The sequence below is a fragment of the Massilia sp. 01N417 genome, from assembly GCF_056399645.1.
Window position 1 is genome coordinate 1 of the sequence record NZ_JBFTRS010000022.1, and the last position, 20586, is coordinate 20586.

General features: G+C 68.4%; 17 protein-coding genes. 9 read left to right on the forward strand and 8 right to left on the reverse strand.

Annotation, left to right across the window (positions count from 1 at the left end; all coding sequences use genetic code 11):
• The 6 genes from AC1DOQ_RS20970 to AC1DOQ_RS20995 all read left to right on the forward strand — a co-directional run.
• On the forward strand, positions 1 to 970 hold a 970-nt coding region (locus AC1DOQ_RS20970; protein ID WP_477368750.1), incomplete at its 5' end, for a cell division protein ZipA C-terminal FtsZ-binding domain-containing protein.
• Between the two features lie 9 nt (positions 971 to 979).
• Positions 980 to 3361 (forward strand): NAD-dependent DNA ligase LigA, encoded by a 2382-nt coding sequence (gene ligA, locus AC1DOQ_RS20975; protein WP_477368752.1) that lies wholly within the window; start codon positions 980 to 982, stop codon positions 3359 to 3361.
• Between the two features lie 10 nt (positions 3362 to 3371).
• Positions 3372 to 4247 (forward strand): UTP--glucose-1-phosphate uridylyltransferase GalU, encoded by an 876-nt coding sequence (galU, locus tag AC1DOQ_RS20980; RefSeq protein WP_477368754.1) that lies wholly within the window; start codon positions 3372 to 3374, stop codon positions 4245 to 4247.
• The gene (def, locus tag AC1DOQ_RS20985; RefSeq protein ID WP_477368756.1) at positions 4244 to 4777 is read left to right on the forward strand and encodes a peptide deformylase; all 534 of its coding nucleotides are present in this window, start codon (positions 4244 to 4246) and stop codon (positions 4775 to 4777) included. The genes galU and def overlap by 4 nt, the downstream gene beginning before the upstream one ends.
• A complete protein-coding gene (locus tag AC1DOQ_RS20990) occupies positions 4774 to 5280 on the forward strand; it encodes a hypothetical protein (protein WP_477368758.1) in 507 nt (168 codons plus the stop codon). The genes def and AC1DOQ_RS20990 overlap by 4 nt, the downstream gene beginning before the upstream one ends.
• 23 nt (positions 5281 to 5303) lie before the next feature.
• Positions 5304 to 6311, forward strand: coding sequence for a fatty acid desaturase family protein (locus AC1DOQ_RS20995; protein ID WP_477368760.1), 1008 nt, complete (start codon positions 5304 to 5306; stop codon positions 6309 to 6311).
• Here the strand turns inward: AC1DOQ_RS20995 and AC1DOQ_RS21000 are convergent.
• Entirely contained in the window at positions 6268 to 8028 is a 1761-nt protein-coding gene (locus AC1DOQ_RS21000) for a DUF885 domain-containing protein (protein WP_477368762.1), read from the reverse strand. The genes AC1DOQ_RS20995 and AC1DOQ_RS21000 overlap by 44 nt on opposite strands.
• Positions 8028 to 9680, reverse strand: a complete 1653-nt coding sequence (locus AC1DOQ_RS21005) for a M28 family peptidase (protein ID WP_477368764.1) — start codon at positions 9678 to 9680, stop codon at positions 8028 to 8030. Before AC1DOQ_RS21005 ends, AC1DOQ_RS21000 begins: the two co-directional genes overlap by 1 nt.
• Before the next feature lie 190 nt (positions 9681 to 9870).
• On the opposite strand from AC1DOQ_RS21005, the gene AC1DOQ_RS21010 reads away from it, so the two are divergent.
• From AC1DOQ_RS21010 to AC1DOQ_RS21020, 3 genes are read left to right on the forward strand one after another with little or no spacing between them, the layout of a single operon-like run.
• Entirely contained in the window at positions 9871 to 10290 is a 420-nt protein-coding gene (locus tag AC1DOQ_RS21010) for a hypothetical protein (protein WP_477368766.1), read from the forward strand.
• Positions 10291 to 11751, forward strand: coding sequence for an ATPase domain-containing protein (locus AC1DOQ_RS21015; RefSeq protein WP_477368768.1), 1461 nt, complete (start codon positions 10291 to 10293; stop codon positions 11749 to 11751). It abuts the gene before it with no gap.
• Positions 11752 to 11776: 25 nt separating this feature from the next.
• A complete protein-coding gene (locus tag AC1DOQ_RS21020; protein WP_477368770.1) occupies positions 11777 to 13147 on the forward strand; it encodes a hybrid sensor histidine kinase/response regulator in 1371 nt (456 codons plus the stop codon).
• 3 nt (positions 13148 to 13150) lie between these two features.
• Here the strand turns inward: AC1DOQ_RS21020 and AC1DOQ_RS21025 are convergent, their stop codons facing one another.
• The 6 genes from AC1DOQ_RS21025 to AC1DOQ_RS21050 form a co-directional block, all read right to left on the reverse strand.
• On the reverse strand, positions 13151 to 14362 hold the full coding sequence (locus AC1DOQ_RS21025) for a pyridoxal phosphate-dependent aminotransferase (RefSeq protein ID WP_477368772.1): 1212 nt from the start codon (positions 14360 to 14362) through the stop codon (positions 13151 to 13153).
• A gap of 14 nt (positions 14363 to 14376) precedes the next feature.
• Positions 14377 to 17220: an EAL domain-containing protein gene (locus AC1DOQ_RS21030; RefSeq protein WP_477368774.1), complete on the reverse strand. Its 2844-nt coding sequence runs from the start codon at positions 17218 to 17220 to the stop codon at positions 14377 to 14379.
• A 16-nt stretch (positions 17221 to 17236) separates the two neighbouring features.
• Positions 17237 to 18082 (reverse strand): phosphate/phosphite/phosphonate ABC transporter substrate-binding protein, encoded by an 846-nt coding sequence (locus AC1DOQ_RS21035; protein ID WP_477368776.1) that lies wholly within the window; start codon positions 18080 to 18082, stop codon positions 17237 to 17239.
• A gap of 127 nt (positions 18083 to 18209) precedes the next feature.
• On the reverse strand, positions 18210 to 18737 hold the full coding sequence (locus tag AC1DOQ_RS21040; RefSeq protein ID WP_477368778.1) for a DUF3466 family protein: 528 nt from the start codon (positions 18735 to 18737) through the stop codon (positions 18210 to 18212).
• Complete coding sequence (locus AC1DOQ_RS21045) at positions 18668 to 18919, reverse strand: hypothetical protein (RefSeq protein ID WP_477368780.1); 252 nt, start codon at positions 18917 to 18919, stop codon at positions 18668 to 18670. The genes AC1DOQ_RS21040 and AC1DOQ_RS21045 overlap by 70 nt, the downstream gene beginning before the upstream one ends.
• Positions 18920 to 19061: 142 nt before the next feature.
• The gene (locus AC1DOQ_RS21050) at positions 19062 to 20567 is read right to left on the reverse strand and encodes a peptide MFS transporter (protein WP_477368782.1); all 1506 of its coding nucleotides are present in this window, start codon (positions 20565 to 20567) and stop codon (positions 19062 to 19064) included.
• Positions 20568 to 20586: the final 19 nt, after the last annotated feature.

A 20586-nucleotide genomic window follows, 5' to 3' on the forward strand; every position in this document is an offset into this window, starting at 1 on the left:
GGCCCGGGCCGATGCCGTGGCCGAGCCCGCGGTGCGCGAGCCGCAGCCCGGCGCAAGTGCCGGTGCCGGCGCCGCCGCTTCGGCCGGGCCCGCCGCTGCCGCCGCCCTCGATCCGCTCGCCGGCCTGCCTGGCACCAAGCCGGACACGCCGCCGGCCCAGCTGGCCGAGAACCTGGTCGACCCGCTGATCGACTGCCTGATCCCGCTGAACACCGAAGGCGCACTGCGCGGCGACAAGATCCTGCCCGCGCTGCTGAAGCTGCGCCGCGTCGGCAACAAGCCGGTCCACTTCGTCGGCCTGGCCGTCAACGGCGACTGGGAGCCGATCGTGCATGGCGGCGTCTACACCAAGCTGCAGGCCGGCGTCCAGATGGCCACCCGCACCACCTCGCTGAACGAACTCGAATACTCGGAGATGGTCACGCGCCTGCGCGCGGTGGCCGACGAGATTGGTGCCGAGCCGGAAGTGCCGGACATGATCGAGGTGATGAGCGAGGCGAAGAACCTGCACCGCTTCGTCGCCGGCCACGATGCCCAGCTGGGCGTGAACCTGGCCTCGAAGGGCGCGCCGTGGGCGATGTCGACCCTGATCGGCGCGCTCGAGAACCAGGGCTTCGACGTGGGGCCAAGCGGCCGCTTCGCGATGCCGGACAAGGAAGAGGGAAGTGCAGGCGGGGTCCTGTTCACCCTGTCGACCAACGTCAACCTGGGCGCCGACACGACCTCGCGCCTGACCCTGCTGCTCGACGTGCCCTGCGTGACCCCGGCCCGCGACGGTTTCGGCAAGATGGTCGCCTGCGCCAAGTCGCTGGAGCTGCGCCTGGACGCCGCCATCGTCGACGACTTCGACCAGCCGCTGTCGGACGAAGCGCTGGGCGAGATCGCCGGCCAGGTCGGCGAGTTCTACCAGGAGATGGAAGCGGCCGACATCCCGGCCGGCTCGACCCGCGCGCTGCGCCTGTTCAGCTGAGGCTTTTCCATGAGCGAGCAGCAGAACTACCTCGAGCGGATGGCGTGGCTGGTCAAGGAACTGAACCACCACATCTATAACTACCACGTGCTCGACGCGCCGACCATTCCGGACGCCGAATACGACAAGCTGTTCCGCGAACTGCAGGAACTGGAAGCGGCGCATCCGGAAGCGGTGTCCAACGACACGCCGACCTCGCGCGTGGGCGGTGCGCCGATCCCGGAATTCAGCCAGGTGACGCACGCGATGCCGATGCTGTCGCTGAACAACGGTTTTTCAAGCGAGGACATCGACAACTTCGACCGCCGCGTGCGCGAAGGCCTGGACCTGCCGAACGGCGCCCGGGTCGAGTATGCGGCCGAGCTCAAGTTCGACGGCCTGGCGATCAGCCTGCGTTACGAGAACGGCGTGTTCGTGCAGGCCGCGACCCGCGGCGACGGCTATACCGGCGAGGACGTCAGCGCGAATATCCGCACCATCAAGGTGATCCCGCTGCGCCTGCGCGGCGATGCCGATGGGGAGACTGCGCCCGAGGTGCTGGAAGTGCGCGGCGAAGTCCTGATGTTCAAGCAGGACTTCGAGCGCCTGAACCAGCGCCAGCGCGAGCTTGGGCAGAAGGAATTCGCGAACCCGCGCAACGCCGCCGCCGGCAGCCTGCGCCAGCTCGACGCCCGCATCACGGCCCAGCGCAAACTGCGCTTCTTCGCCTACGGCATCGGCGTGCTCGAAGGCGCGGACATGCCGCAATCGCACTCTGCGGTGCTGGACTGGTTCGAACGCCTCGGTTTGCCGGTGTCGAAGGAGCGCGCGGTGGTGAAGGGCTGCGAAGGCATCCTCGACTACTTCCGCTCGATCGGCGAGAAGCGCAAGTCGCTGCCCTACGAGATCGACGGCGTGGTCTACAAGGTCGACCGCATCGCCGACCAGGCGCGGCTCGGCTTCGTCTCGCGCGCCCCGCGCTTCGCGCTGGCGCACAAATTCCCGGCCGAGGAAGCGCTGACCACGGTCCAGGCGATCGACGTGCAGGTGGGCCGCACCGGCGCCATCACGCCAGTGGCGCGCCTGACGCCGGTGTCGGTCGGCGGCGTGACCGTCACCAACGCCACCCTGCACAACGAGGACGAAGTGCGGCGCAAGGACGTGCGCATCGGCGACACCGTGATCGTGCGGCGCGCCGGCGACGTCATCCCCGAGGTGCTGGCGGTGGTGCTGGAGCGCCGTCCGCTTCCCGAGCCGGCCGTCTACGAACTGCCGAAGACCTGCCCGGTGTGCGGTTCGCACGTGGTGCGCGAAGAGGGCGAGGCGGTGGCGCGCTGCTCCGGCGGCCTGACCTGCGCGGCCCAGCGCAAGGAGGCGATCCGCCACTTCGCCGGCCGCCGCATGATGGACATCGAAGGCCTGGGTGACCGCTACATCGACAGCCTGGTGGAGTGCAACCTGATCCACGGCGTGGCCGACCTCTACCGCCTGACCCTGGACGACCTGCTGGCCATGAAGCGCCTGGCGGACGAGCGCGACGACACCACGCCGGAACCGGACAAGCCCGCCGTCAAGCAGGGCAAGGTGGCGACCAAGTGGGCCGACAACCTGCTGGCCGCGATCGCCGCCAGCCGGCGCCCGCCGCTGGAGCGCCTGCTGTTCGCGCTCGGCATCCGCCACGTGGGCGAATCGACCGGCAAGACCCTGGCCGACTGGCTGGGCAGCCTGGCGCTGGTGCGCCGCGCTCCCGCCGCGCTGCTGCGCGTGCTGCCGGACATCGGCGGCACCGTGGCCGAGGCCATCGCCGAATTCTTTGACGAACCGAAGAACCAGGCCGCGCTGGATGCGCTGCTGGCCGCCGGCGTCGAACCGCAGGGCGAGCATGCGCCCAAGGCCCAGCTGCGCGAGCGCCTCGACGAGGTGCAGCTGCTGGCCGCACTCGGCATCCCGAAACTGACCGAGCCGCGCGCGAAGCAGCTGCTGGCGGATGGCCGCACCCTGGACGACCTGGCCCACCTGAAGATCTTCAGCGTGTTCGGCCTGCCGTCGACGGTTGCTGAGTCGCTGGAAGAGTGGATGGCGGTGCCCGCCAATCGCGAGACCGTGCGGAAGCTCGCCGACCTGCGGCGCGAACTGCTGGCACAGTTGCCGGAACAGGCGCCGGCGGGCGAAGAAGGCCCGTTGGCCGGCAAGACCTTCGTGCTGACCGGGACCTTGCCGACCATGTCGCGCGACCAGGCCGGCGCCTTGATCGAGGCGGCCGGCGGCAAGGTGTCCGGTTCGGTGTCGAAGAAGACTTCCTACGTCGTGGCTGGCGCCGAAGCGGGCAGCAAGCTGGAAAAGGCCGAGAGCCTGGGCGTGACCGTGCTGGACGAGGCAGGCCTGCTGGCGCTGCTGCCCAAATCAACCTGACGGAGGCAGAATGAGTGCAATCAAGAAGGCCGTATTCCCGGTGGCCGGCCTCGGCAGCCGCTTCCTGCCGGCCACCAAGGCGCAGCCGAAGGAAATGCTGCCGATCGTCGACAAGCCGCTGATCCAGTACGCGGTCGAGGAGGCGGTCGCCGCCGGCGTCACCGAGATGATCTTCATCACCGGCCGCAACAAGCGCGCCATCGAAGACCACTTCGACAAGGCCTACGAACTCGAGGCGGAGCTGGAGGCGCACGGCAAGGCAGAGCTGCTGAAGCTGGTGCGCGGCGTGATCCCGAAGAACGTCAACTGCATCTACATCCGCCAGTCCGAGCCGCTGGGCCTGGGCCACGCGGTGCTGTGCGCGCAGCCGGTGGTCGGCAACGAAGCCTTCGCGGTGCTGCTGGCCGACGACTTCATGGACAGCGCGCCCGGCCACAAGCCGGTGCTGGCCCAGATGACCGAGCTCTACGACTACGAGAGATGCAGCGTGCTCGCGGTGCAGGACGTGCCGCGCGCGAACACCCGCCAGTACGGCATCGTCAGCGCCAGCGCCTACCGTCCGGACCTGGAACTGGTGTCGGGCATCGTCGAGAAGCCGCTGCCGGACGAGGCGCCGTCGACCCTGGCGGTGGTCGGCCGCTACGTGCTGTCCGGTTCGATCTTCGATCACCTCGCCAGGATCGGCGCCGGCGCCGGCGGCGAGATCCAGCTCACCGACGGCATCGCCTCGCTGATGGCCGACGAGCGCGTGCTGGCCTACCGCTACGCCGGCCAGCGCTATGATTGCGGTTCCAAGCTCGGTTACCTGAAGGCGACCGCGGCGATGGGGCTGAAGCATCCGGAAACGGCGGCCGGTTTCGCCGAGTTCCTGAAGGAGCTGAAATGATCCGCGAGATTCTGAAGATGGGCGATCCGCGCCTGCTGCGCCTTGCCGAGCCGGTAAAGGAATTCGATACGCCCGAGCTGCACGCGCTGGTTGCCGACATGTTCGAGACCATGCACGCGGTCGACGGCGCCGGCCTGGCCGCGCCGCAGATCGGCGTCAACCTGCAGCTGGTGATCTTCGGCTTCGGCCGGAACCAGCGCTATCCGGACGCCCCCGCGGTGCCGGAGACGGTGCTGATCAATCCGGTCCTGACCCCGTTGTCCAGCGAGATGGAAGAGGGCTTCGAAGGCTGCCTGTCGGTGCCGGGCCTGCGCGGCAGCGTGCCCCGTCATACGCGTTTGCACTATGAGGGCTTCGATCAATATGGAAAACATATCAGTCGCGACGTCGACGGTTTCCATGCGCGCGTGGTGCAGCACGAGGTCGACCACCTGCTGGGCATCCTCTACCCGATGCGCATCAAGGACTTTTCCCGCTTCGGCTTCACCGAAGTGATGTTCCCCCATCTCGATCCGAAAGCAGACGATTGAACACGTTTTTCCCCAAGACCGCGGCAGCCTGCCTGGCGCTGGCTGCGCTGGCGCTGGCGCCGCTTGCCCATGCCGACGAGCTGTTCACGAAGATCGACGCCGCGCCGAAGAGCGAGCTCTGGATCGACAGCGGTTTCGCCACCTGGCACTTCAACCGCGACAAGGACCTGAACGGCGCCAACTGGGGCCTCGGCGGCGAATACCGCTTCTCGGGCACGATGGCGGCCGCCTTCGGCCGCTTCTACAACAGCGACCGCGAGTACTCGAACTATGCCGGCGTGATCTGGCAGCCCTACGCGATCGGCCCGGTGCGCCTCGGCGCGGCGATCGCCGCCTTCAACGGCTACCCGCACATGCGCGACGGCGGCTGGTTCCCGGCCGTGGTGCCGACCCTGACCTACGAATACCGGCGGGTCGGCGTCAACGTCGGCATCATCCCGAGCTACAAGGACAGGCTGTATGGCGGGATTTCCGTGCAGCTGAAGCTGAAGCTGTTCGAATAAGCCACCCCTGAACCGGAGCCGCCATGCGCCTCGACTGGACCCAGCCTCTCCCGCGCGAGCAGATCCGTCCATTCCTGGCGAAGTCCGACCTGGCGGGCTGGCGCATGCTGGCCTTCAACTGGGGCCTGGTCGCGGCCTGCTTCGGGCTCGTGATGTGGCGGGCCAATCCCTTGATCGTGGCCATCGCGCTGGTCGTCCTGGGCGGCCGCCAGCTCGGCCTCGGCATCCTGATGCACGAGACCGCGCACCGTTCGCTGTTCAGGACCGCGGCGCTCAATGAGTGGGTCGGCCAGTGGCTGTGTGCGGCGCCGATGTTCGTCGAACTCGGCATCTACCGCCGCTACCATTTCACTCATCACCAGCAGGCCGGTACCGATGCCGACCCCGACCTGCCGAATTACGAAAACTACCCGGTCAGCCGCGCCTCGCTGCGCCGCAAGCTGCTGCGCGACCTGAGCGGCCGCTCCGGTCTGCGCGCGTTCGCCGCCCTGGTGATGCTGTATGCGAGCGCCGACCAGCGCAGCGGCTACAGCTACCGTGCCGGCGGCCAGGAAAAGCGCGTGCCGAGCGCGCGTACGCTGCTGCGCAACAGCTGGCGTTGCGCGCTGGCGAATGCGTTCATGCTCGCCGCCTGCGCCGCGGCCGGGCAGGCGTGGACGTATCTGCTGTGGCCAGCCGCGTGGCTGACGACCTACATGCTGTACAGCCGCATCCGCAACGCCGCCGAGCACGGCGCGCTGCCGGGCACGCGCGAGCCCGACATCTGGCGCAATACGCGCACCGTGCTGGCCTCGTGGTGGGAGCGGCTGACGGTGGCGCCGAACTATGTCAACTACCACTTCGAACACCATCTGGTGCCGGCGGTGCCGGCCTGGCAGCTGCCGCGCTTCCATCGCTGGCTGCGCGAGCATGGGGCCTATGAGGCCGGCGCGCCGCTCGAACGCGGCTATGCGCAGGTGCTCAGGCGCATGACCGGCCGCGGCGGGGTCAGTCCTGGTGCGGATACGGCGACTTCCCGCCCTCCGCAATGAAGGCGTCGATGCGCGCCTCCAGCACCGGCAGCGGCACGGAGCCGAGCTGCAGCACGGTGTCGTGGAAGGCGCGGATATCGAACTTCGGCCCCAGGGCCGCCTCCGCTTTTTTACGCGCATTCATGATCGCCATCTCGCCCAGGTAGTAGGAGAGAGCCTGGCCCGGCCAGGAGATGTAGCGGTCGACCTCCGTCTCGATCTCGTGATCGGACAGCGCCGTGTTGTCGTGCATATAGGCCTGCGCCTGTTCGCGGGTCCAGCCCTGGGCGTGGATGCCGGTGTCGACCACCAGGCGCGCGGCACGCCAGGCCTGGTAGCTCAGCATGCCGAACATTTCGTAGGGCGTCTCGTAGATGCCCATCTCGGTGCCGAGGCGTTCCGAATACAGGGCCCAGCCCTCGCCGTAGGCCGAAATATAGGCTTTGCGGAACGGCGGCACGCCTTGCTGTTCCATCGCCACCGGCATCTGGAAGGCGTGGCCGGGCGCCGATTCGTGCAGGGTCAGGGCCGGCAGGCTGTAGAGGGCGCGGGCCGGCAGGTTATAGGTGTTCACCAGGTAGACGCCGGGTCCGCCGCGCGCCGAGGTGTAGTAGGGCGCCTGGTCGGGCGGCACCGGCACGATGGCGAAGCGGCGACGCGGCAGGTAGCCGAAGTACTGCTCGGCCTTGCCGTCGAACTTCTTGGCGATCCAGGCCGCGCGCATCAGCAGTTCGTCGGGCGTCTTCGCATAGAACTGCGGATCGCTGCGCAGGAAGGCCAGGAAGGCCGGCAGGTCGCCCTTGAAGCCAGCCTGGTTCATGGTCTCCTGCATCTCGGCGCGGATCTTCGCCATCTCGGCCAGGCCGATCCGGTGGATCTCGTCGGCGCTCAGCGACGTGGTGGTGTACTCGACGATCTTCGACTGGTAGTAGGCGCGGCCGTCCGGCAGGCTGCCGGCGGCCAGGGCGACGCGCGCCTTCGGGATGTACTCGCTGCGCACATAGGCCAGCACTTCCGCATGGGCCGGTTGCACGGCATCGCGGATCGCGGCCGCGCCTTCCGCGCGCAGGCGCTCCTGTTCGGCCGCCGGGATCGCCGAAGGCATGTTGCGGAAGGGCGTGTAGAAGATGGTGTCCTGCGGGCTCTTCGCCTCGGCCACCGAGGCCAGCGGCGCATCGCGTCCGGCCAGGGTCACGCGCGGCGGCGTGAAGCCGCGCGCCAGGCCGGCGCGCATGTTCGCCAGCTGCTCGCGGAAGTAGCGCGGCATGTCGCGCAGCTGGGCGATGTAGTCGCGGTACTCCTGCGCCGACTTGAAGGAACGCCGCGCGGCATAGGTGATGTCGGTCCAGAAGGCGCTGTCGGCATTCACCGGCTGCTCGTATTCGCGGAAGCGCTGGGCTTCGTACAAGGCCTGGATCTGGGCGCGGTAGACGGCGTAGTTGATGCGCTCGGGCCTGGACAGCGAGCCGGGGTCGATGCCGTCGAGGCGCTTCAGCACGCCCTCCCAGTAGCGGCGCCGTTGTTCCTGGGTGGCGGCGTCGACGTGGGGCAGTTCCGGGCGCCGGCCCTTGGGCAGGTCCTCGTCGTCGGCCAGGCGCTGGTCGATGCGCCATTGCCATTCCTGCCGGTAGATGGCCTGGAAGCGGGCGTCGGCCTGGGTGGCCGAAGCGATGCCGGAAAGCCCGAGCAGCAGGGCAAGCAGGGCCGGGCGGGAGCAGCGCATGGTCGACTTCATCATCAGCGCTTCACCTTGCCCCAGGCCTCGGCCGCGCGCCACACCGGCATCGCCGGCGCATTCGCCACCGCATAGCCCAGGTTCAGGGTGAACTGGGCCTGCTGCACCATGCCCGACAGGTCCCAGCTCGGGTCGTACTGGTCGCTGACCTGGTGATAATCCTTGGTAAAAGCGCGCATGCGGGCGCCGGACCCCGCCGGATCGTGGACGAAGGTAAAGCTGCCGTCGCCGGAGAACACGGCCGAGCCGACGTTGAAGGCGGGAACGCCGGCCCTGGCGAACATGAAGTGGTCGGCGCGGTAATAGGCGCCGCCCAGGTCCGGCACCGCCGGCGCCAGGCTCAGGCCCATGTCCTTCGCCACCTGGCGCGAGGTGTCGAGCAGGGAGCTGCGCTCGGCGCCGGGCACGCCGATGTCGCGGGTCGGACCGACGAAGTTCATGCTGTCGAGGTTCAGGTCGGCGGCGGTCCTGGCCAGCGGCCACAGCGGCGCGCGCGTATAGGCCAGGCTGCCCAGCAGGCCCTGCTCCTCGGCGCAGGGCCACAGGAAGATCTGGGTGCGGCGCGCCGGATGGGCCACCGCCGCCTGGGCCATCGCCAGCAGGGCGGCGGTGCCGGAGCCGTTGTCGATGGCGCCGTTCCAGATGTGGTCCGGCTGGCCGCCGTCCTGGCCACCTCGTTCGTCGATGCCGAGGTGGTCCCAGTGCGCCGAATAGATCACCGCTTCCTCGCGCAGCTTGGGGTCGGTGCCGGGCACGATGCCGGCCACGTTGTACTCGGCCACCTGGCGTACCGCGCTCTTCACCTCGGCGTGGGCGCTGGCCTTCAGCTCGACCGGGCGGAAGCCCTTCACCTCGGCGCGGGCGCGCAGCTGGTCGAGGTCCTGGCCGGCCGCCGCGAACAGGCGGCGCGCCATGTCTTCGCTGATCCAGCCCTGCAGCGCGTTGCCGGGGCCGGCCAGGTGGAACTGCTCGTGCGAGAAGCTGTTGACCGGCACGCTCCACGGGTAGGAGGCGGACGCCGTCGTATGGATCAGCAGGACGCCGGCCGCGCCCTGGCGCAGCGCCTCCTCGAATTTATAGGTCCAGCGGCCGTACCAGCTCAGCGATTTGCCGGCAAAGCGCTGTGGCTCGGCGGTGGTCGGCTGCGGGTCGTTCACCATCGCCACCAGCAGCTTGCCCTTCACGTCGGCGCCCTGGAAATCGTTCCAGTGTTCCTCGGGCGCATCGATGCCGTAGCCGACGAAGACCATCGGCGCGTCCAGCCGGGTCTCGGCCTGGCCGCTCGCGTTGGCGTACACGGCATCCTGGCCGAAGGCCGCCTCGATGGTCTTGCCGCCGGCCTCGAAACGCAGGCTGCTGCCGGGCCGGGTCTTCTGGCCGACCAGCTCGACCCTCTGGCGATAGCCCTTGCCGGCGGCCGGTTTCAGGCCGATCGCGGCGGCCTGGGTTTCCAGGTAGCGCACCGTCAGCTCGCCGCCGCGCTGGCCTGTGCCGCGGCCTTCGAGCAGGTCGTCGGCGAGGAAGGACAGGTGGGCGCGCAGCGGCGCTTCCAGCACGGCGGGTGCGGTGGCGGCGGGAGCGGCGGCGTGGATGGCGGGCAGGGCGGTAATCAGGATGGCGCCCAGCAGGGCGGCGCGGAATCGGCGGTCTGGCATGGCTACGGCTTGTTGTCGTGTTTGTATGAAGCGAGGATATTAGCAGTCCAGGCCGCCTGGCGGCATTAAATCGGCCAGGAAAATATTGTCACGATTTTACAATTCGTGGCCCGGGGATCCCGTTATAATGTTCGCCACATGCCTTGGCCGCCTCGGCGGTGCCGCACCAAGATAACTCCAGTTGACCTGCATGGAAAGAGACGACAACAAGCGGCGACAATCCAGCGATGACGGGACGGCGCAGCCAAAGGCGAGCGCTACCGTGGACAGGCTGCGCCCGTGGCGCCGCATCAGTGGCCAGTTGGTCACCCTGATCGGCGAGAGCGGGTTTTGCGCATTGTTCGGCCGCGCCCTCCGCACGATGGCGGTCCGTTACGATTGGATGAGCGTGGATACCTCGCGCAAGACCATCGACGGACTGCTCCTTGCGTTGGAGCGCGACCTGGCAGGCGTCGAGCGTGCCGTGGCCGACATCGCGAACGCGGAGTTGCTGAACACATTCACCAGACAGCTGTCGTCGCTGATCGGCGAAGCGCTTACGGCCCGGCTCCTCGAGCAGGCCGGGGCCGCGGAGCAGGACGGACCGGAAGATGTACAGGAGCACAAGTAAATGACCGACAAAGTACGCCTGGGATTGCTGGCAACCGGGGTTCCGGGCCTCGATGTCCTCCTCGGCGGCGGCCTGACCGAATATTCCTTCACCCTGATTGCCGGCGCCCCCGGCAGCGGCAAGACCACGCTCGCCCACCAGATCATGTTCGCGCTGGCCGGTCCCGAACGGCGCGCCCTGTTCTTTACCGTGCTGGGCGAGCCGCCGCTGAAGATGCTGCGCTACCAGCAGCAGTTCGCCTTCTTCGACATGGCCAAGGTCGGGCCGGATATCCGCTACGTGAACCTGGCCGACGATTTGCGTGCAGGCCATTTCCACGGGGTATTGGAGCGCATCATGCGCGAGGTCGAGGATTTCGGCCCCGGGCTGGTGTTCGTCGACTCCTTCCGCTCTGTGATGCAGGCTGCGCGCAGCGGCAACGAGGGACTGTCCGACTTGCAGCAATTCATCCAGGAACTCGGTTCGCGGATGGCGACCTGGCAGGCCACCACTTTCCTGATCGGCGAGTACTCCCAGGCGGATGTCGAAGCCAATCCGATCATCACGGTGGCCGACGGCATGATGACCCTTTACCAGGCTGCCGACGACAATTCGATGTTGCGCAAGATCCGCATCAACAAGATGCGCGGCCAGGCGCACATGACGGGCTCGCATACCATGCGCATCACCGACGACGGCATCCGGGTCTATCCACGCGTGCTGCCGCCGCTGGCCGACGACCGCCTGCCGGGCGGCGCGATCGACCGCATCCCGTGCCGCATCCCGACCGGTACGCCCGGGCTGGACGAGTTGCTGCGTGGCGGCTTGCCGCAAGGCCATACGATGCTGGTGTCCGGGCCCACCGGCATCGGCAAGACCATCCTCGGCACCCGCTTCCTGCAGGCCGGCGCCGACCTCGGCGAGAAGGGTGTCGCCCTGTATTTCGAAAAGGGCACCGCGCGCCTGCGCAACGCCGAGCTGGCCGAGCTGTCGCAGAGCGGCCGGGTCGAGGTGGTCGAGAGCCGTTCGCTGTCGCTCAGCGTCGAGGAACTGCTGGACGGCCTGATGAACGCGATCGAGCGCACCGGCGCTACCAGGGTCGTCATCGATTCGCTGTCCGAAATCGAGCTCTACCTGGCGCCGGAAGTGCGCGCCGACCTGCGCCTCGCGGTGTTCCGCACCCTGACCGCCCTGGCCAAGCGCGGCGTGACGGCCTTGGTGACGGTCGGCATGGAAGACGACTACATGGGCCTGCGTTTCAGCCCGAGCGCCTTGTCTTTCCTGACCGATGCGGTAGTGGCCATGCGCTTCGCCGAGATCGAAGGCGAGCTGCGCAAGGTCATGACGGTGGTAAAGGTGCGCGGCTGCGATCACAGTAACGACCTGCGGGAGTACAAGATCACGGACGCCGGCATCGAGGTCGACGCCAAGCCGAGCGAATACGACGGGCTGCTGACGGGACATCCGACGCTAAGGCGCTGACGGGAAGGGCATGGACGAGGACGCAATGGAACCGCAAGACGACGACATCACGGCCTCGCAACAGCGCGCGAGCACGCTCGAGACACCGCGCGCGGCCCTGCCGGAAGAATACCTGCTGCGCCGCATCCGCGTCCTCGAAGACGAGGTCGAGACCCTGCGCGCCGCCGCCGCCGAACGGCGCCGCCTCGAATCCACCCTGGAGCAGCTGCGCGACGCCAACGAGCACCTGGTGCTGGCGGCGGTGCAGGCCCAGCACCTGCAGGAAGACGCGGAAGCCGCCAACCGGCGCCAGAACGAATTCCTGGCGATGCTGGCGCACGAGCTGCGCAACCCGCTGTCGCCGATCGGCATGGCGGCCTCGCTGCTGGAACGTGCCCCGGATGCCTCGCCCCAGCTGCACAAGCTGTCGCGCGTGATCGCGCGCCAGGTCGACCATATGGCCAAGCTGCTCGACGACCTGCTCGACGCCGCCCGCATCAGCAGCGGCAAGATCACCTTGAGCACCCAGCCGCTGGTGCTGGCCGACGTGCTGCAGCAGGCGGTCGAGACCATGCAGCCCTGCATCCAGGAACGCCGCCAGAGCCTGCAGCTCGAACTGCCGCCGGAAAACGTGGTGGTCGAGGGCGACCAGGTGCGCCTGACCCAGGTCTTCACCAACCTGCTGGCGAATGCCTCCAAGTACACCGGCGACGGCGGCAGGCTGCACGTGCGGACCCGCGCCGGCGCCGACGAGGTGTCGGTGGCGATCGAGGACAACGGCAACGGCATCGCGCCCGAAATCATTCCCTATATCTTCGACCTGTTCACCCAGGGGCCGCGCTCGCTGGCGCGCTCCGAGGGCGGCCTCGGTATCGGCCTGAACGTGGTGCGCAATCTCGTGTCCATGCATGCCGGCACGGTGGCGGCGGAGAGCGGCGGCGCGGGCCAGGGCAGCTGCTTTACGGTGCGCCTGCCGCGTTCCGGCAGTCACAGCATCGACCGCGGCCCGTCACAGGTGGCCGTCACCGGCGGACGCAAGCGGGTGCTGGTGGTGGAAGACAATCCGGATACCTGCGCCACCCTGGCCGCCTGCCTGCGCGAAGAGGGGCACGAGGTGGTGACCGCGCTGGATGGGCGCAGCGGCCTGGCGGCGGCGCTCGAGCGGCCTTACGACGTGATCGTGTGCGACATCGGCCTGCCGGGCCTGGACGGACTGGGCCTGATCCGCGCGGTGCGCGCGGCGATGGGCAAGGGAGAGCAGGGCACGCGGCCGTTGGCGATCGCGCTGACGGGCTACGGCCAGCCCGAGGACGAGGCGCGCGGCCGCGAGGCCGGCTTCGACCACTACCTGGTCAAGCCGGTCGGGCTGGATGCGCTGCTACCGCTGATCGACGCCTCGCAGGCGCAGCACAGTTAATTCCTATTTGCGCAGCAAGCGGGCGAGGCGCTGCACGGCTTCCTCGATCCGCTCGTACTTGGTCGCGTACGAAAAGCGCACGTGGCGGCTCGGCGCCGCGAAGCCGAAGTCGTCGCCCGGCACGATCGCCACATGGGCTTCTTCCAGCACCGCCTTGCCGAAGGCCGTGCTGTCGCCGGCGTGGCGATGCGGCAGGTGCGAGATATCCGAGTACACGTAGAAGGCGCCGTCCGGCATCACCGGCACGGAAAAGCCCAGTTCGCGCAGGGCCGGCACCAGGAAGTCGCGGCGGCGCTGGAATTCCAGGCGGCGCGCTTCGAAAATCTCCAGCGCATCGTCGCGGAAGCAGGCCAGGGCGGCATGCTGGGCGATGGTGGGCGCGCAGATGAACAGGTTCTGGGCCAGTTTCTCGATCGCCGGGACCAGGACTTCCGGCACCACCAGCCAGCCCAGGCGCCAGCCGGTCATGCTGAAGTACTTCGAGAAGCTGTTCACGGTGATGACATTGTCGTCGAGCGCCAGCGCGCTGACCGCCTTGCCGTCGTAGGACAGGCCCTGGTAGATCTCGTCGACGATGGCGAAGCCGCCGCGCTGCCTGACGGCCGCCAGCAGCTCGCGCGCCTGCGGCACGGTCATCGAGGTGCCGGTCGGGTTCGAGGGCGAGGCCACCAGCACGCCGCGGGTGCGGTCGTGCCAATGCTCGGCCACGTGGGCCGCCGTGAGCTGGTAGCGTTCCGCGGCGCTCGAATACAGGAGGGTCGGCTTGCCGCCGAAGGCGCTGACGAAGTGGCGGTTGCAGGGATAGCAGGGATCCGGCATCAGGACTTCGTCGCCCTCGGCCACCAGGGCGGCGCAGGCCAGCAGCAGGCCGGCCGAAGCGCCGGCGGTGACCACGATGCGGCGCGGATCGATGTCCAGGCCGTAGGAGCGGGCATAGTGGCCGGAAATCGCCTCGCGCAGCGCGGGCAGGCCGAGCGATTCGGTGTACTGGGTGGCGCCGCCGCGGATCGCTTCCATGGCGGCCTGCGCCACCATGTCCGGCGCGGTGAAGTCGGGCTCGCCGACGCTCATGCTGATGACGTCGATGCCGGCGCGGCTCATGGCGGCGGCCTGCTTGACCATTTCCATGACGCGGAAGGGTTCGATGGCGTCGACGCGGGATGCGACCTGGAGAGCGCGGGTCGCGAGCGCGCTGGTGTTCTGGGTATCTGGCATCCGCTTATCTTACCTCAGGCCGGCGCCGGCTGCTCGGTGCGCAGCAGCCGGGCGCAGTCGGCGGCCGGCAGCGGCTTGCTGACGTAATAGCCCTGGATCTCGTCGCAGTCGTAGCGTTCCAGCTCGCGTAACTGTTCGATATTCTCGACGCCCTCGGCCACCACTTTCAGGTTCAGGCTGTGCGCCAACCGGATCACGGCCTTGGTGATGGCGGCGTCGTCGAGGTCGTCCGGCAGGTCGCGCACGAAGGTGCGGTCGATCTTCAGGGCGTCCAGCGGGAAGCGCTTCAGATAGGCCAGGCTCGAATAGCCGGTGCCGAAATCGTCCACCGACAGGCGCATGCCGAGCGCCTTGATGCGCGACAGGATCGCCACCGCCGCCTCCGGATTCGTCATCAGCATGGATTCGGTCAGCTCGAATTCCAGCAGGGTCGGGTCGATCCCGGCCGTGCCCACGATGCGCTCGACGACGGCGGCCAGGTCGGCCTGCTGCAGCTGGCGCGCCGACAGGTTGATCGCCACCGGCGGCGCGGGCAGGCCGGCCGCTTCCCAGCTGCGCAGCTGGCGGCAGACCTCGCCGATCACCCATTCGCCGGCCGGCAGGATCAGGCCGGTGTCCTCGAGGATGGAGATGAATTCGAGCGGCGGCACCAGGCCGCGCTGCGGATGGTTCCAGCGCAGCAGGGCCTCGAAGCCGCTGATGTTGCCGCTCGAGAGCTCCAGCTTGGGCTGGTAATGCAGCAGGAATTCGCCGCGTTCCAGCGCCTGCCGCAACTGGGATTCGAGCTGCAGGCGCTGGGCCGCGTTCTCGTGCTGGGCCGCCGAATAGAACTGCCAGGTGTTGCGGCCGCTGTTCTTGGCGCCGTACATGGCGGTGTCGGCGCTCTTGAGCAGCTGTTCGGCGCTGGCGCCGTCTTCCGGATAGGTGGCGATGCCGATGCTGGCCGAGACGAACAGCTGCTGGCCCTGCAGGTGGAAGGGCTGGGCCAGCGCCTCGACGACGCGGGTGGCGATCAGCGAGGCGTCTCCATTGTCACCGAGCCAGGGCAGCACGACCGCGAATTCGTCGCCGCCCAGGCGCGCCACCACATTGTCCTGGCGCGCGCAGGTTTCCAGGCGCGCCGCGGCCTGCACCAGCAACTGGTCGCCGACGCCGTGGCCGAGCATGTCGTTGACGTTCTTGAAGCGGTCGAGGTCGATGAACATCACGGCCGCGCGGTGGCCGTGGCGGCCGGCGCGGGCGATCGCGTCTTCCAGGCAGGCGCCCAGCTGGCGCCGGTTCGGCAGATTGGTCAGCGAGTCGTACTGTGCCAGGTAGGTGAGGCGCCGGCGCGCTTCCTGGCGCTCGACCCAGGTGGCGAGGATGTTGGCGATCCCGCGCAGGAACACGGCGTCGTCCTCGTCGAAGCGGCGCTGGCCGTCGCAGTAGGCGCCCAGCACGCCGTAGCGGCCGACGCCGGTGTCGAGGCCGGCGCGCAGGCCGTGCATCGCCGCCAGCGGCGCGAACCAGGGGCGCAGACCCGTCGCGGCCGGTTCCGCCAGCGGATCGCCGGCGCAGCCGAGCTGCAGTCCGGCCGCCTGCGCCAGCCGGCCGGCGCCGCTGCGCAAGCTCAGCTGGCGATTCGGGCCGATCTCGAACAGGGCGGCGCAGGGCATGCCGAGGCCATGCGCGGCGGCCTGCACGGCGTCGTCGAACAGGTCGTCGAGGTCGTTGGCGGCCAGGGCCTTGCGGCCGAGGTCCGCGATCAGGGTCTGGCGCTTGGCGTTCTCGACGATCGCGCGCTCGAATTCCTTGCGCTCGGTGATGTCGATGTCGATGCACAGGTAGCGCTCGATGCCGCCGTCCGCCTCGAAGATCGGGACGATGGTCCGGTACCATTGCAGGCGGCCGGCGCGGCCCTCGACCACGACCTCGCCGTTCCAGACCTGGGGCGAGGGGCTCCAGGGCGCGGCGCTGCCGGCCGGGCGGCCGAATGCGGACAGCTCGCGGCCGAGCGCCTCGGCGCGCGGGTAACCGCTGCTGCGCTCGAACAGTTCGTTGACGCCGACGATGCGGCCGGCCGGATCGACGTCGCACACGATGGCGGCCTGGTCGACCGCGTTCTTGTGCTGCATGAGCGAGTTCATCAGCGAATCGATGCGCTGGCCGTACTGCACGCGCAGGCTGGCGGCGCCGCGGTTGACGGCGCGGATCGCTTCCTGGATCTCGGTCGGGGCGTCGGCCTGGAGGTCGGCTTCGGCGGTGACGCGGCCGGCGGCGACGTCGTCCTCGAAGGAGCGCAGGCGGCCGAGGTTGGACAGCCAGCGCTTCAGCAGGGTCCGCAACAGCGCCACCCCGAGCACGAAGGCGACCAGGGCGAAGGTCGCGGTCTCGATCACCAGCGCCCATAGCTGGGAGGCGATCTTGTCGGCGTCGAATTCGAGGCGGATTACGCCGTAGTCGCGGCCGCCGACGCTGGCCACGCGGTTGACCTCGTACAGCTTGGAGGCGATCAGCTGCGTGAGCCAGCCTGGTGCCGGCACGCGTTCGAACTTCGGCGCCTGCACCCGCAGCGTGCCGCCGGCGACGTCGATGAAGGCGGCGCTCTTGAACGGCGACTGGAACAGCATCTTGCCGAGGGTGCGCTGGACGGTGTCGTAGTCGCCGATCACGGCGCTGTCCTCGATGTTCTGGGTCGCCACCTCGATCAGGGTCATGGCCGCGTCCTGGGTCTCGTCGATGTGCTGCAGGAACTGGTAGCGGTAGAACAGGGCCAGGCCGATGCCGAGGAAGAGCAGCATCGTCATGCTGAAGACGGCGAATACCCGCCCGGCCAGGGAACGCGGCAGCAGCATCGGAAAGAGACGTAGCACGGTCATGGCGCCGTTCCCGTGGTTAGCGCAGGCTGGCCGGCGCGTCGGCGTAGAAAGCCCGGTAGCCGGCGTAGTCGGCATCGGTGGCCGGGACGAAGGCGACCGGCTTGGGTGCGCGCACCAGCTCGGTTGCGGCGTCGAGGATCTTGCGGCCCTCCGGGTCGTCGCGCATGCCCAGGAAGGCCCTGGCGACGGCGCGCAGCTCGGCGGCGGGAACGCGCGGCGAGGCCATCAGCGCCAGTTCGTTGTAGGGAGGCGAGCTCCACAGTACGCGGAAGGCCTTGCCTTCACGCTTTGCATAGCCGTCGACCAGCTGGGAGTTGGCGCCGGTCGCCTTGACCTTGCCGGCGAACATCTGGCTGAAGGCGGCGTCGTGATTGCCGGTGAAGACGGGGGTGACGGCAATATTCTTGCGCAGCAGCTGGGCATAGGGAATCTTGTAGGCCACCAGGGCTTCGGGTCCCGGGAAGGCGATGGCGTTGCCGGCCAGCTGGCCGACATCCGTGACCGGCGAATCGGCCGGGACCACGATCACGCCGTGCACCGGCGGCGCGTCGCGGCGGCCGAACACGGTCCAGCCCATCTTTTCGCGATCCGGGCTGAACAGGTGGTTGGTGAAGGCGAAATCGACTTCGCGCGCCAGCACGTAGCTGGTGGTGTCGGCCGAGGTGCGGCCCAGCTTGAGGTTCAGGTGCACGCCGCTCTTGTTCGAGACGTAGCGGATGATGGGATTCCAGAAGCTGGCCGAGATCTGCAGGTTGTACTGGTTGACCGGCGAGAAGTTGTAGCTGTGCGGTTCGGCGGCCGCGGCGCGCGCGAACAGGAGACAGGCCAGCATCGACAGGCCGGTTTTGGGGAGCGTGTGCATGGTGTCGTGACGGGTGATGGGCGCGGCTGCGCCCGGTAGAGTCCCGCACTATATATTAGTTTTCTTGTTTGCAACAGATGGAGTCTGTTCGCCAACTTCCTTCTGATGCGCACACGCGACAGCCAGCTCAGCAGGGGCGCCGCAGCCGGCGTGCCCCGCGCAGTCCGATGGCGCCGATGCCGAGCGCCAGCATGGCCCAGCCGCCGGGTTCCGGCACCGGCGATACCAGGTCGAGACGCACCGCGTGGCAGTCGCTGAACACCCCGCCGCGGCAGGCGGTCGCCGCGATCTGCCCGGCGTCGTTGATGGCGTTGGCATCCGTGATCACCCAGCCGCCGTCCGGATCGATCAGCGTGTTCAGGTCGACCATGCCGCCCCGGCGGTCGTACAGGAAGGCATGCGAGCCGTGGGCCGAGGTCGTGTTCGGAATGCCGCCGACGGCCTGGCCGCGGTCGTTCAGGCCGTACACCGCGCTGTCGCCGTAGCCCAGCGGGACCAGCAGCTCGAAGCTGCCGTTGCGATACAACACCGCATGGGAGGGGAATTCCAGAAAGGTATCCATGCCTTCGGAGGCGGCGCCGCCGATCAGTCCCTTGTCATTGATCGCGTACGCATCGCTGCCGGCGCCGTCGGGCGGGGTGCCCAGCGCGCGCATGCTGCCGCCGGCGTAGCGGAAGCCTTGCCGGATGCCGTGGCGGCGCTGCCGACCACCTGGCCATGGTCGTTGATGGCGACGGCCATGCTGTTCTGGCCGCCAAAGGTGCCGATCTCGGTGAAGGCGCTGCTGGTGTACACGAAGCCGCGGGTATTGCCGCCACTGGTGAAGCGGCCGACCACGTCGCCCCTGTGGTTGATGTCGGCCGCCGCGCCGCGGCATCGCGGCCTGAGCGGTATCAGGGATATGCGCCGCGCATGAGTCCGCGGCCAGGAGGAGGGATACGATGGGGGCGCAGGACGCGCCCCCGGATGGTGCTCGCGCTTACTGGTGCGACTGGTGGCTGGCCGTCAGCTTGCGCATCAGCGGCAGGGCCAGCAGGGCGATCACGGTGCAGGCGACCGCGCCCATGCCCAGTTTGTTGAACAGGCTGGTATAGATCGGCAGGGTCTGGACCGGATCGGTCAGGTCCTTCGGCACGCTGGCCAGGTTGGCGACCACGCCGCCCAGGTATTGCGAGATACCGGTGGCAACGAAGTAGGCACCCATCATGAAGCCGCTCATGCGGGCCGGCACGTAGCGCGCCACCATTGCCAGGCCCAGGCCCGACACCAGCAGTTCGCCCAGCGAGTACAGGCCGTAGCCGGCGATCATGACCCACGACGAGGTCATGCCGTTCACCGCGAAGGCGCCGGCCACGCCGTAGGCGAAGAAGCCGGCGGCGACGGCGGCGAAGCCGAGCGCGAACTTGCCGGCGATCGACAGGTCCTTGCCGGTACGGCCGGCGGCCGAATACACCCAGGCGAGCACCGGGCTCAGCACCATGATCCAGATCGCGTTCAGGGCCTGGAACTGGGCCGGCGACCAGGTCCACAGGTGGGCGCCGAAGACGCTGAAGTCGAGGTCGACGTTACGCAGGGCGAACAGCGACAGCGAAGTCGACATCTGCTGGTAGAAGATGAAGAAGAACACGGTCTGCAGGGTCAGCACCAGGGCGGCGATCAGGCCGGCGCGCTCGCTCGGCTCGCTCTTGCGGATCAGGTGCACGAAGATGCCCAGCACGACGAAACCGGCCAGGTAGACGAAGGCGCGCGCCAGGCCCTGGTTTTCCAGGATCTCGGCCGAGCCGAACACCACCAGCACGGCGCCGCCCAGCACGGCGGCCAGCTTGCCGACCTGCAGGGGACGCTCGTCCGGCAGGCTGCCGACGTGGGCGATGGTGGCGCGCATCAGCGCCACGTTCAGCAGGCCGACCACCAGGCCGACGGCGCAGACCGCGAAGGCGGCGTGCCAGCCGAAGTTGTTGCCGTAGGTGGCGTTGACGTAATCCTTGATCCAGGGCGTGGCCAGCATCGAGACGGTCGAGCCGACGTTCACGGCCATGTAGTACAGGGTGAAGGCGGAGTCGATCTTCGAATCGTCGCCTTCATAGATCTTGCGCACCAGGTTGGCGGTGTTGGGTTTGAACAGGCCGTTGCCGACCACTACCACGCCGAGGGCGCAGAACAGGAAGCGGGTGCTCTCGGTCGGTACCGCCATCAGCGCGTAGCCGACGGTCAGGACCATGGCGCCGAGATACATCGAGCGCTTGGTGCCCAGCACCTTGTCGCCGATCCATCCGCCGATTGCGGGCGCCACGTAGATCAGGGCGGCGGCCGCGCTCCAGACCAGGTTGGCGCGGCTGTCCTCGAAGCCGAGGCGTTCGACCATGTAATAGACGATCAGCGCCTGCATGCCGTAGTAGCCGAAGCGCTCCCACAGCTCGATCAGAGCGACGGTGAGGAAGGAACGGGTTTGTGTGTAGGGTAGGGGTAGGGTTTCGGTTTTCATGGGTCTCCCGGATTCTCGG

What these genes read in the sequence shown, in the direction of transcription:
- ligA (WP_477368752.1), top strand. Translation starts at nt 980, where the DNA reads ATGAGCGAGCAGCAGAACTACCTCGAGCGGATGGCGTGGCTGGTCAAG.
- galU (WP_477368754.1), top strand. Translation starts at nt 3,372, where the DNA reads ATGAGTGCAATCAAGAAGGCCGTATTCCCGGTGGCCGGCCTCGGCAGC.
- def (WP_477368756.1), top strand. Translation starts at nt 4,244, where the DNA reads ATGATCCGCGAGATTCTGAAGATGGGCGATCCGCGCCTGCTGCGCCTT.
- AC1DOQ_RS20995 (WP_477368760.1), top strand. Translation starts at nt 5,304, where the DNA reads ATGCGCCTCGACTGGACCCAGCCTCTCCCGCGCGAGCAGATCCGTCCA.
- AC1DOQ_RS21000 (WP_477368762.1), bottom strand. Translation starts at nt 8,028, where the DNA reads ATGATGAAGTCGACCATGCGCTGCTCCCGCCCGGCCCTGCTTGCCCTG.
- AC1DOQ_RS21005 (WP_477368764.1), bottom strand. Translation starts at nt 9,680, where the DNA reads ATGCCAGACCGCCGATTCCGCGCCGCCCTGCTGGGCGCCATCCTGATT.
- AC1DOQ_RS21010 (WP_477368766.1), top strand. Translation starts at nt 9,871, where the DNA reads ATGGAAAGAGACGACAACAAGCGGCGACAATCCAGCGATGACGGGACG.
- AC1DOQ_RS21015 (WP_477368768.1), top strand. Translation starts at nt 10,291, where the DNA reads ATGACCGACAAAGTACGCCTGGGATTGCTGGCAACCGGGGTTCCGGGC.
- AC1DOQ_RS21020 (WP_477368770.1), top strand. Translation starts at nt 11,777, where the DNA reads ATGGAACCGCAAGACGACGACATCACGGCCTCGCAACAGCGCGCGAGC.
- AC1DOQ_RS21025 (WP_477368772.1), bottom strand. Translation starts at nt 14,362, where the DNA reads ATGCCAGATACCCAGAACACCAGCGCGCTCGCGACCCGCGCTCTCCAG.
- AC1DOQ_RS21030 (WP_477368774.1), bottom strand. Translation starts at nt 17,220, where the DNA reads ATGACCGTGCTACGTCTCTTTCCGATGCTGCTGCCGCGTTCCCTGGCC.
- AC1DOQ_RS21035 (WP_477368776.1), bottom strand. Translation starts at nt 18,082, where the DNA reads ATGCACACGCTCCCCAAAACCGGCCTGTCGATGCTGGCCTGTCTCCTG.
- AC1DOQ_RS21040 (WP_477368778.1), bottom strand. Translation starts at nt 18,737, where the DNA reads ATGCGCGCGCTGGGCACCCCGCCCGACGGCGCCGGCAGCGATGCGTAC.
- AC1DOQ_RS21050 (WP_477368782.1), bottom strand. Translation starts at nt 20,567, where the DNA reads ATGAAAACCGAAACCCTACCCCTACCCTACACACAAACCCGTTCCTTC.